At 65.4% G+C, this 12070-nt stretch carries 7 protein-coding genes; 4 read left to right on the top strand and 3 right to left on the bottom strand.

Annotation, left to right across the window (positions count from 1 at the left end):
- Both E4P40_RS28630 and E4P40_RS22425 read right to left on the bottom strand, forming a co-directional pair.
- Nucleotides 1–345 (bottom strand): hypothetical protein (locus E4P40_RS28630; protein WP_209305465.1); only part of this gene is annotated, 345 nt, incomplete at its 3' end.
- Nucleotides 346–517: 172 nt separating this feature from the next.
- Nucleotides 518–1648, bottom strand: a complete 1131-nt coding sequence (locus E4P40_RS22425; RefSeq protein WP_135160618.1) for a hypothetical protein — start codon at nucleotides 1646–1648, stop codon at nucleotides 518–520.
- Between the two features lie 155 nt (nucleotides 1649–1803).
- Here E4P40_RS22425 and E4P40_RS22420 point away from each other — a divergent pair, with 155 nt between their 5' ends.
- Entirely contained in the window at nucleotides 1804–2124 is a 321-nt protein-coding gene (locus E4P40_RS22420) for a hypothetical protein (RefSeq protein ID WP_135160617.1), read from the top strand.
- Between the two features lie 471 nt (nucleotides 2125–2595).
- Entirely contained in the window at nucleotides 2596–6387 is a 3792-nt protein-coding gene (locus tag E4P40_RS22415; RefSeq protein WP_135160616.1) for a hypothetical protein, read from the top strand.
- 913 nt (nucleotides 6388–7300) lie between these two features.
- On the opposite strand, the gene E4P40_RS22410 is transcribed toward E4P40_RS22415, so the two are convergent.
- Nucleotides 7301–7603, bottom strand: a complete 303-nt coding sequence (locus tag E4P40_RS22410) for a hypothetical protein (RefSeq protein ID WP_135160615.1) — start codon at nucleotides 7601–7603, stop codon at nucleotides 7301–7303.
- 88 nt (nucleotides 7604–7691) lie between these two features.
- Here E4P40_RS22410 and E4P40_RS22405 point away from each other — a divergent pair, with 88 nt between their 5' ends.
- Nucleotides 7692–9311 (top strand): hypothetical protein, encoded by a 1620-nt coding sequence (locus E4P40_RS22405; protein WP_135160614.1) that lies wholly within the window; start codon nucleotides 7692–7694, stop codon nucleotides 9309–9311.
- A 152-nt stretch (nucleotides 9312–9463) separates the two neighbouring features.
- Nucleotides 9464–10960 carry a hypothetical protein gene (locus E4P40_RS22400; protein ID WP_135160613.1) on the top strand — a complete coding sequence of 499 codons (1497 nt, stop codon included), beginning with the start codon at nucleotides 9464–9466 and terminating at the stop codon, nucleotides 10958–10960.
- Nucleotides 10961–12070: the final 1110 nt, after the last annotated feature.

Here is a 12070-nt window from a genome sequence, read left to right as displayed (position 1 = left end):
GACGGTGTAGTCGCACCCGTGGGTGTTCCTTCCTGGGACCCCGTCGCCCGCCGAGAGCGGGTACGCGTCCGACTCCGCTCGGACGAGGTACGCGATGTCCTTGCGCTGTCGTGCCCGGTACAGGAGCGCCAGGTCGCCGAACCGCGTGTCGGAATGGCACGTCCACCAGCCTCGGGGCCCGTCGAACGACGCTGGGTCCAGGTCGGCTTGATCCCGGCCGTCGTCGTCCAGGTAGAACTCAGGTCCGGTGACCCAGAGCCACGTCTGTCCGGCCGTCGGGGTTGCGGAGGCGGCCCCGGTCCTCCGTTGAGCGCCGTTGCGACGGAGCCTCTCGATCCAGCGCACCAGCAACTCCTCCGGTCGTTGAGCGCGGCATCACGTCAGCGGCTCGGCGGAGCTGCTGGACCAGCCAAGCTTGGCAGAAGCGGAGGGCGCCGCCACCATGCCCTGAAGGCGGCTTTAGGGACGCGAGTGGGGCTGGCGCCACGAGGGTTGCTCGAATCCCGTCAACGCCTGCTCATAGGGGTGCGTCGTCGTCATCTACCTGTTCAGTCGCCGGGATGTCGTCGGGGGCCGGCTCCTCGCCTGGGGCTACTGCTGCGTCCAGCAGGGCGACGACGGCTTCGATCTGCGAAAGCAGGTCAGTCACTGTCTCCCGCTGGCCTAAGAAGGGCGTCAGGGTGAGCGGGACATAGAAACTCTCGACGCCCTCGTACAGACCCTTTTGGCCAGCGGCATGCAAGGGCGCAAGCGCTTGGGCCAGCCGTTGGCGACTCCAGGACCTTGACGCTTTAACCTGCATCCACAGCGGAGAGATGCCTTCCTTCGCCCAAACTCTGGGCAGGAAGCCGAACCACAACGACTTGCTGGTCGCCCTGCTTCGTAGGTACCAGCCATAGAAGATGCGCCCGTGTGAGGATCTGCCCGCTTGCTCCACTTGATCACTCGAGCGAGCGCCGTCACGCACGCCGTCGATCAATCCTTGAAGTTGTTGAACGCGTCGAGCTTCTCCAGGCCCGTAGTCACCGGGTCTAACCGGGGCGTACGCCTGACTATCCATCACCTCGGTGAGGGCAAGGAGCTGCTCTGCATCCTGTGCCAGCGGCCTGTTTCCCGCGGCCTTCAGCGCCTCGAGGATGTGCGTTACGACGTGCCTCCAGCTAGCTAGCGCGAGGACTCGCTGGTTCCCGACAGCCGTGCGCATCAGACCGCCCTCGAGTGGCGCGGATGGACTCGGAGCGCTCGCCGCGGTCTCTGGCGTGGCATGCAGAAGCTCGGACCAGAGGGTCCCAAGGCGTGCGCTGGGCGCCACGACGAGCAAGATCCCCGGCTCGATTTCACCGAGCATGGTCAGGTATCCGCGGGGCTGCTGAGCGGTCAAGCCCGCTGCGAACTTGGCCTCGATGAGAAGGCGCACGGTCTGCCGCTCATCCGTGCCCACGATGTCCGGGCGACCTGTGTCCGGGCTTCCCACCTGACCGACGAACGTCAGGCCGTCCGGGATATCCGCGCCAGCTGCGCGGGCCAGCGAACACAGGGCGCTGTTCGCTGACGGATCTCGGAGCAGCCAGGTCAACGCCTCGGTCGCGAGATTCTCCTCGCTCACCGTGAAGCGGCGGGCGAGGTGACCGAGCACGTGATCGACCATGCAGCGTGTCTAACACGATCCGCCGGCCGCGGGCGTCGCTGTCCCAAAGTGGGCCGCTTTGGGCGATGCACAGGGCGGCCCTCAGCCCTCGGCCGTGCGGCTCCCAGCGGCGCGCCATGCCGCCGGTCACCGCGTCCAGTCGGACACTGGCCGGCGTGCCTGTAGCCGCCGCCCTCGGACTCGCCTGTGCCGTCATCGGATTGATCGTCGGGGGAGCTGGCCTTCGGCTCGTCATCCGCGACCAGCAGGACGCCCGCCAGTCCCTGGCACGGCTAGCTAACCCGGTCGACGAGGACCCGATCAAGGCTGTGTTCCGTCGGCGCGACGTTGGCCTTGCGCACCACCAGCTCGAGGTCGATGGGCAAGAGCTGCGCCGCCTGCTGGCTGCTCGAGCGGACCAGCGCCAGTCAGTGTCGTTGGTGGCCGCCGGGCTGGTCCTCAGCTTCGCCGGGACCTTGGTGACCCTGCCGTGGTGACCTCGCACGGTTTGCCGGCTGCACTGGCAGCCTGATGCACCTGTCCCAGAGTGGGCCGCTCAGGGGCTCTCGGGTCACTCACTTGAACAGGCCATCGCGGCAGCTCGCCTATTCGTCACAACGAGTCCCCGGATTTGAGATGCAAGACGTGTGTGGCACTTGATCTTGTTCCTCCCCCAGTCAGCGCGGTGCCGACATGGCTCGGTGTTTTCGGAGTCGAGTCAGGCGAGTACGCCATATCCGTGGCCGAGTTGTTCTGGGTGCGGTTGCTAGGGGTGCGAAGCGCTCGCGGCGGCTGCCCGCCCTCAATACCGGCGAGCACCTGCGCTTACCGGTGTCGACACCAAATGGCGACCCTTTGCGGGCCGCACCTCCATGCGAACGGGGCGAGGGCTCGGTTTCGTCGGTGCCGACTGTTTGGCTGGCCCTATGGGTCATGCGCGTCACGGTCGTCGGCAGGGCCGGGCACCAGTGCGCAAGTCGAGTCGTGCGGGCGCGGCCGTCAAGCCGGTTGTGCTGGAGCGGCGTCTCGCCGGACGTGAGTTCGACCAGCTGTGGACCCTCGTCGTTGCGGCGGGAGCCGCTCCGGGTGTTCGGCATCGTTGGGCGACGGTCGGTCACCTCGTGCGCGCCGTAATCCAGCACGAGAGGCGGGGGACGTTGAGGGTGCGCGCAGGTCACCTGGAAGGGCATCTGGCTGCCTGCGTGGCGGAGGAACCGAGTCTCCTCAGCCTGGAGGACTTCCTCCCTGCCGATCCACGAGACATCGTGGTCGCCCGCCTTGGCACTGACATCGTCCGGCTGTTTCCGGGGTCAGTGGAACGCCCCCTGGCCGATGTGGATCGAGCGTTGCTCGTCGCCCAGGCGGTCGACGGCCACCTGGTCGACCAGCTCGGCTTCGGAGTCGCCGATGTGGTGGAGCTAGGCCTGCGCTACGCGGACCTGGCGATTGACCTGATGCGGTCCGCGTGGCCCAGCGGCGAGCTTCCCGGTGAGGGCCCCGTCGTGCTAACGGACGCTGAGTTCGAGGCCGCGCAGCAGCTTGTAGCGCTTCAGACCCCTCCGATCTTGACGCGGACGCCTACTCTGCGTCGCGCTCTTGAGTGGATGACTTGCGACGCGAGTGCCCTGCCCTATCGCCCCGAGAGCCCGGACAGCGTCTTCGGGCGCTTCCTCCGGGTGACCACCGGCGGCACGCCTCGCTGGCTCCCCCTGGCCTTCCTCCCCGAGTGCTTGGGCCGCGCCGTCACGGAACTGGCCGCCACCGCAGCGAGGACCGCTCCGGCGGTGAACGACAGGTTTGCGCAGCTGGTCGCAGCACGCGTCCGCGAGGCGCTGTGGCGGTTCAGCCCCATAGTGATGGGCCCGGAAGACGTGGATGGTCTACCGCCGACCTCGACCCACGCAGTTCAGTGGGTGATGCAGCAAGGGCCGCGACGGGCCCTACTCGTCCAGGTCGCGGCCAGCCTCAACGGCCGAGGACTCCGCCTCGACCGGCCACCAGCCGCCCTCACGGCTATTAAACGGCGACGGACGGCGCCCACCGAGATTCTCACCGTGTCCATGGCTCGGGGAAAGCTGACCGTTCACCCCGAGGTGGAGACGGCCGCGCTGTTCGTGGTCGCCGGAGCCGGACACCTACTTGCGCCACAACATCCCGAGATGCCGGGCATGTCCCTTGAAGACCTGCGGTGGGCGGCGACCAGCGCCGTCGCAGACACCGATCTCTACACCTTCTGCCGGGATCTGAGCCGGGCCGGGCGGCCCGACCTGTTCGGCTGGGAAGCGATCAACATCTGGGAGTGGTGGCAAAGCAACGGCAAGAGCCTGATCCGGGGCGGACAAGCGCCCACGATGCTGATGATCGCCCCGCACCACGGGGAAGCCGAATGGCGCCGGGGCGCCGAGCAGGCGGAGCTGGAGCAGGCATTGGTCCCGCTCGGCTTGGCACCCCTGCGCGACTGTTGCGCGACCGACCGGCCCACGGTCGGACCTCCCGCTGTCTACTACTGGGCGTCGCAGACCCCGCCAACACCGCCAGGCATCGAGTCCCAAGGATCAGCGAGCGGCAGTCACGAGCGCCCGCCGATGCGCGGTTGGACGATGCACATCAGCGCGGTGCCCGTCGCAATCGCCAAGACCGACCCGGAGTGGGCGACGGACGCGTTCCATCTCCTGCATGACCTGTCGGGGGCCCTCGCCTTCGGGCTGGGGCAGGTCGACGCCGCCTGGCAAGACAGCCATCACGATTGCGACACGGTGGGCTACCGCCTCGCGCTACAGCCGGCGGCGGCCGATCGCCGCGGGGAACACCGCATCTGGCTGGACCGCGCTGGGGTCGAGGCTGGCCCACGAGGTCCGGTGTGCGTCGGCGTCCTGAACGTTGCGCTGGAGGCCTTCGGCGGTGACGCGGTCCCGGACATGCGAGCGGTGCATGAGGACATGGCAGCCGCGATTCGCGACCTGGCCTTGGCTGGTGGTGCGTCCCCGCACGGGGCGGAGGACGTCCTGACCTTGTGGCAGTCGGCTCCGCCCACGCTGGCGATCCGGGCCGTCCAGCCCGTCGCGTCACGCCAGCGCCTCGTCTCGGCGATCGCCCTGGAAGACGCGCTCGTCGCCGATATGGATCGACGCGTAGCTGAGGCCGTACACGAGTCGGGCGTGCACCCGGGCGACTACATCGGGCGGGACGCGAAAGACCTCGACCGAGCGGTGTTGGCTCCCGCCGCGCTGGCCGTTCTCAGTGACCGCCTGTCGGCCCACAACATGGACGAACTGCTCGCATTCGGCATGATCCAACTCGAGCGGTGTGTCGCCGACCGGGAGCGTGTGCTCCGGTCGCTCGAGCAGTCGGCTGCGCTGCTGTCCGTCGAGTGGGATCCGGTGGAACGGCATCGCGAGGTCGCGGAGGAGTACCTGCTCCTGCGCCGCTGCATCGAGACGACGATTGAAGCCGCGCTGCGGTTGGAACCGCGAGGGCCGGAGCAGGTCGACGCGCTGGCCTGGATGGAGCTCACCGCAGCCGCGCGTGCGTACCTGTCCGCGACGATGCGCAGTGAGAGCGTCCACCACCAGGTGAGCCCGGTGGGCCTGCGGGTGTCGGAGACGTTCGAGCTTTCCACCTTCGCGATCGAATGGGGCTCGGGGGTTGGCGCTGAAGGAGACGAGAAGGTCTACGACCTGGCCATGACCGCCTTCGGCAGAACACGCGCGGAGTTGCGCCTGGCACTCGACACGGACTCCGATCACTCGTCGGATCCTGCGGGCGACGATGGCCCTGTCGATGCAGCGGTCGATGCCGCGCTGCTGCAGGAGTTCGGCGCGAGCGGCATGGACGTGCTGACCACCCTCTTCGCATTAGCGCAGTGGCCGCTGGATGAGGAGGACGACGACACGATCGTCCGGGCTCCAGCAGAGCTTGTGGATTACCTGATCGAGTCGACCGTTGTGGGAGACGACCCGGACGGCCCGCGCCGCCTGAAGACGGCTCTCGATCTGCTGACCAGTCGCTCCGCCGACCTGCAGGCTGCCGAGTGGAAGCCGTGGCATGCGCGCAGCCGCAAGCGCAGACTGCTCGTGCAGCCCCTGCCGCAGTTGTCGGACGGTCGTCTGATCGTCGCTCCGCACTGGTGCCTCGCGTCGCTGGCGGTCTATCGCAACTACCTCTCGCAAGGGCAGCTGCCCTGGAGTCAGCCGCCAGCGCCGAGGGTCGTGGATGAGGCCCTGGCGCAACTGCGCGCCCGGCGCAACAAGGCTCTCGAGAGCGCCGTCGCAGTAGCGCTGAGGAGCTTTGGATGGACAGCCATTGAAAACGTCAAGGAGACCAAGCCTGAACGACTCGGCGTTCCCGCCCTAGCGGGCGAGATCGACTGTGTCGCGGGCCACCCGGACAGTCACATCATCTGGCTGCTCGAGGTCAAAGATCCGGTGGACACTCATGCCACACCGGACATCCGTCGCAGCCTTGATGCCTTCTTCAAGGACACGTCGACCAGGCGGAGTTACGCCACACAGTTGCGGCGCAAGTACGAGGACCTGATCCCATACACCGAGCAGGTGGCCGGCGCATTGGGGCTGCCGGAACGGCCTGACTCCGACCCCTACGTCATCCGTCCTATGTTCGTTACGCGCTGGCCGACGGCCGCCGCCTTCGTCACTTCGCCGTTTCCGTTCATGGCGCTTCCACAGTTGAGGGACCGACTGCGGCAGGGGCAATTGGGACTGCACAGCGCCCCTGCAGAGCCTCCAACCCGACGACAGTGAATTCTCTCTTTCACGCCAGGCCTTGGCGTCGGAGGTCCAACCCTTTTGCCTGGCCGTTCAAGATTAGTGGCCGGAGAGGTGCTAACGTGCTGGTCTTAGATTTAGTCCAAACGGCAGTCGTCGTCGTAGGGGCGATCTATGGCGGCTATCAGATTCGCGATCTTAAAACGCACAAGAGATGCAACGTCTTTGGATGCTCTTCTCAGTGAGTGGCGACGCTGCAGTGACGATCGCAGCGAAATCCTGAAAAGGCTACCTCGCTTGCAAGGCTCCACGCGCAGTCAAGCGGAGCAGTTCCTCGCTTGGATGCGTGACGAGCGCGATGAGGATTTAGCGCGGCTCATAGTCGTGGCCCGGTCAACAGTCGAGTCGCTGACCGACCTGGGAGCCTACTTGGAGTCCGGAGCGGTCAATAAGAGGCTATTCTACGGTCAAGTAGGAACGCACATCCTCATGATCTGTCACTTGCTGGATCCCCTCATCGTTCTTACTTGTGCGCATCGTGGTCACCGCTGGGGGCTCCGCGTACGGCGGATTCGTTGGGGGGCGGGCAATTACTACTCATTGAGCGCCGTGCATCAGGACGAGAAGATTATGGTCGATGGCGTGGTCGTTTGGCCCTTCGATGCAGCAATGGAAGTCCCGCCAGCGCCATGGCCTAGGTGGCGATTGATTCCGAGCAAGGAACACTGCCAATCGAAGGATTCCTCGGACATCACCGTGGCCGAAGGAGTTCTTCGGTCCGCTCAGCTAGATGATCACTTGAGGAAGCTCTTCCCGTGACCGCAGGAGAAGCCCCAGCGCTAGCGGGCGGCGTCCTTGTGAGGCTTGATGCCGGCGGTGCCGTAGCTTGCACTCTTGCCGATTTGGGGAGAGCTTCACACCGACCCGGCTTGCGACGGCCTGATGCGGGTCAGGCGAAGGCAGCAACGACGGTCGCGACGATGAGAGCGATGGTCGCGAACGCCAGTACCCACGTCGCACGGTTCAGGAACTTGGCCTGGGTGGTCGCTGTCTTGCTAGCCAACTGTCGGGCGCGAAGGTCTGCGAAGGTCAGCCAGACGCGGAGCTGAGCCGCTAACTCGGTGTGCCGTGGAGTGCCGGGGTTGGTCTGACCCAGTTCCTCGACGAGGGCTCGCCAGGGTGCAGGGATGGTCCCGCCGAGGTCGGGCAGCTCTGGGACGGTGCTGTTGTCTTCGTTGCGCGCCTCGGCCATGTGGCGAGGTTTGCACAGAATCGCGGGGCGGATGGCAAGGTCGGCCCAGTGGAAGAGCCGGCGCCCCAAAGCGACACACCCGGTTGCCATGATCGGCCACATGCCCGCAGTTGAAGCCGAAGGACTGACCGAAGACGACCCCGCCAGGATCCCTACCGTCTGGCTGTTCATTCCGCTGCCTCATCCGCTAGGGCTACCGGAGGGGCGCGCGCTCGCCCGGACTCCTGACGCGGGCGATGTGACACGCGGCGGCGGTTCCCCCACCGGACTTGACTGCTCCCTCTATATCCACCAGCTTGAGCGTTCCACCAATGTGATGGTTCGGGACAATGCAGACATCCTGCACAAAGTCCTCACCAACACCTTCCCGCCCGCCATGCCCCGAGAACAGATGATCCGAGAACTTGAGGAGGTTGCCGGGTCCGACCTTGGTTCCACGATCACGCTTATCGAGGCGGCTGTGCCGAACTGTGAGGTTACGCAAGAGGCGGTGAGCGCCGCGCTTGATATGAGCATCGAGTTGATCCAGGAGTTGCAGACCTACGTCGCCATAGTCACTGGTCAGCCAGTGCGACTGGTAAGCCGCAGGACCCTTGGCCCCAATCCTTTCGTCGTAGCGGGCGCTCTCTTTCTGGACGGGCGACCGCCATCCTTCGCCGCTCTGGTCCCCAACTTCTTCATCGAGGACAGCGCACCCCCTGACGCCTTCGGCCTTACGCCGGAACCTTTGACCCAGCAAGAGCTGGAGGGGTTGGGAGAGATCGCCAGTCGGAGGACAACAGCTTTCAGTCTTGTAGCCGAAATGCGTCGAGAGGCATTGGTTGCAGACAGGCGGGACGGAAACCCGGTCCTCGGCATAGCGGCAGTCGCCTCGGCGGCTGAGCTTCTATTGAGCACCACGCTGCTGCATTGCAGTTGGGAGGAAGGTGTCCGGCCAGAGGATGCTGCGAAGTTGTTCGCGGACCGGGCGCGAAGCCAGCTCAAGCGGACAATCGGCTCCCTGAGCACACGGCTTGGAGGCAACTGGAGCCTGACGGGGTCTGGGGAGATAGCCGAGGCTTACGCCGTTGCCCAGGTGCGAAATCGGGTCCTGCACAGCGGGTATAAGCCATCTCTCTCAGAGCTTGAGGAAGCCTTGCTCGCCCTGCAAGACCTTGAGCGTTTTGTCGGGGATCGTCTTTGTGACTCCGCCAGTCTGCGAAAGTATCCGCGGACGGCTCTCGCCTGGTCGGGCCCGCGTGGCATCAAGAAGCGCGGCACTCACGCCTATTGGCTGGATCTGCTGCAGCATGACCCTACTGAGCCGAACTGGGATGAGACCTTCGACCGCTGGCGTCGAGCGGTGGACCGACTCCTTGACCGAGACCCGGAACCGCCGGGCGCGAAGCCAGAGGACTGCCTGGTTTATCTCCGAAAGAACTGGACCAAAGCTGGTGGTTTCACCTGCTTTGTACATGATCGAGGTACGGGGTTCGCGGCGGAAGTTGCAGAGAGCGATGCGGCAGGGCCGGACATGTTGGAGACGGGCAAGGAGTTTTTGTCCGGCCTGCGGGCACTCTACCTTGGGGAGCGGCAGATCATGCTTCCGTGGCCGGAAGAGATCGACCTAAGCGACCTGCAATGGGTGCCAGACTACGACTTCCTAGAGGAGCTTCCGCTCCTTCCCGGAGGCACCATTTGGGACAAGTTGAAGCGCGGGGGCCTCTAGCGATGTCAGCTGATGTCCTGGACGGCGATACCGGTCACCGCCCGACTTCTCGCAGAGAGGTAGCCAATGCTCCATGACACTTGGCAGAGCCGAGACCTCCCAGTGCTGCTGGTCGACGGTGGTTAGAGTTGCTTGTGCGTTCCGGTGGTGGCTTGTTCCGTAGCTTCGCGCGCGAAAACCGGCCCCTGTCAAGCTACCTGCGGCGGGAGCTCACTGGGCCCCTGGTCGAAGAAGTGAGGCGTCTGCCGGCCGAGGCATTCGAGCGAGACACCGCAGCCCTGATCGACGATCTGATTGCCAAACGGGCCATCACCCCGCCCCGGCTGGGCGGATGGCGCCCCGCGCGTCTAGATGATGATTATGGTTGGCGCCCGGGCAGCGAACAGGGCTGCCGAATCGCAGTCGCCCGGCAATGGGCGGCGATACAAGTTGTGGGCGAGGCAGAAATGCTCGAGTGGTGGCCGGATCAAGTCGATGACGGATTGATAGTCGTCGATCCGGTCGAGCCAGGTCCAGATCCCAGTAGGGACTTCAGCAAACCTTACGATGAGGCCGCTGCGCACCTTTGGCACAGCAGAGTCGAGGCGGCGGAACTATGGACGCTTCAGCCCATCGAAGACCCGCCCGGACCTGTCGCGCTCTACACGTTTATCGAGCTTTCCGGTGCTGAACTAGACGAGGTGGAACGAGGTGAAAGAAGCCCTCGAGCCGAGCTTGAGAAGATGCGCGCGAAGATTGAGCCGATTGTGGCGGCAATTCGAAAGCAGACGCTCGACTTCGTCGAGCACGAGCTTGTCGAGATCTTGACCGCGCACGTAGAAGATCGGAAGCGTCGCCTTCGTCGCCGTGCGCCCCTCGCTGACAACCTGACCTGGCCGGATGGATGGCACCTGCCGCCGGCCCGACTCGATGAGGCGTCCCTGTCGGCCGCCGCCAATGACGCCGAAGCCACTATGGGTGTCGCGCCTGCTAAAGGGCCTACCGACGGAGCTGTTGACTCTCACCTTCTCGAGGTGAGACACAAGCCCCGGCTGTCCCCAGCGACGTTCACGGACGTGCAGCAGACGATGCGGGTCTGGGCGGATGCCGTTGAGCGCTACCCTCGCTCATTCGGCGAGCTCAGTGAAGACCAACTGAGTGATCTACTTGCGGCCACGCTAAATGCCGCCTTAGCGGGAGCGCAACGGGAGGTCTACCAGCGCGGCGGGAAGACGGACATCTCGATCACCGCGGACGTCCTCGCGGAAGGTTCCGGCCCCGGGAAGGTGTTCGTCTGCGAGAGCAAGAAGTGGCGCGGCGGGCAGGGTGTCAGTCAGGGGTACGACCAGCTACTGGGATACCTGAACTCGAAAGACACCGCGGCAGTCCTAGTCATCTTTTCCGACCTAAGAAATCCCGACCTGGCGAGGAGTGAGGCGATAGCCGCCTTGACTGCGAGGCCGGAGTTCCAAGGTGAAACGTTGGATGGCCCCGCTGGGTGGCCCATCCTGACATTCTCGACCGAGCATGGCCACAACTTGCAGCTGTGCGTCGCGGTCATCGACGTCGACTCGCCGGTCAGTCCGTTCGCGGAGAAACGAGCCAAGCGATCCGCTGCGAAAAAAGAGGCGCAGGCCAGCGGCAACCGCAGGCGACCCCACCAAACCTAGGAAGACGTTGAGGTCGGACCGCTGCTGCCGGCGCGAAGGTCACATGGGGATCTCGCCTTGTATGCCTGATCCCCACGCCCGCTTGACTGCCGCGAAACGCGGCAACGCGGCAGGCCGTGCGCCAGCAACTTCATGAAGCGGTCCGCACGGCACCTGACTCGCGCGTCAGATACGACCACGAGCGGAGTGCGGGGCGCAGCGGAGCGCTCCATGCCGTCACCCGCCGTGGTGTCACTGAAGCCGTCCTCAGAGATTGCCAGGGGTACCGGCTCCCGTCCCGCCTGGGACGGCGTTGCACCGGCAACTGTGCCGGCGTGGTTGCAGTTGTGGTTGCAGTTGGCAGTGTCCGTGCCGATGCGCCGATGTCCGTCGTCGTCCAAAGCGGCACGTCAACCCGCATACGGAACGGCAGTGAACCGCCATGAACGCGATCATGACGGCCTGGCAGTGTGGGGGTCAGGGGTTCGGGCCCCTCAGCTCCACTCACTTGAGCAGGGCGTTCCTCCGTAGGAGGGGCGCCCGCACTCGTTCCTGGGCATCCACAGTGGCATCGACCGGGTCGACCGCGCACACCGTTGGTCGAGAACGACAAAGAGCCCCGAGTCCGGCGAGAGGAATCAGTCGTCGCCAAAGCGACATCGAAGCGGACAATGTGACCTGAGACACATCCGGGCAAAGGTCGAGGCATACCCGCTGGTAGGGCCTAGCTTCCCGGGGTGGGCGGTACCCGCTGCCAGGGGCAGTGGCCGCGGCGTAGCCCGCCTGTTGTACCGCAGAGAATCGGGCCTCCGTGCTGACACTCGTCGCGGCAAGCCAGATCCGATCTGCGCTTCCCGAGAACTGCCCGTGAGCGGTCAGGGGGACCGCTGTGCCGATCTACCGAGTTCTCTCAGGCCCCGGGCACGTCGTGTACGTCTTCGACGCCGGCGGCGACGAGGAGGCGGAGAGGTTCGCCCGCCAGCTGTCGGACCATTCACAATCCGCCCACCCAGTCCCGGCGGAGAGTTGCGTGCGGGTGGAGCAACTGGCGGGTGACGACTGGAGGAAGGTCTGCGCCTGGAAGTCGGGGCGCTGACCAGTGACCCAAGGCGGGCCCAGTCAGGGACCAGG

The sequence above is a fragment of the Blastococcus sp. CT_GayMR20 genome (assembly GCF_004570345.1).
This window is presented reverse-complemented; position numbering and strand designations above follow the sequence as displayed.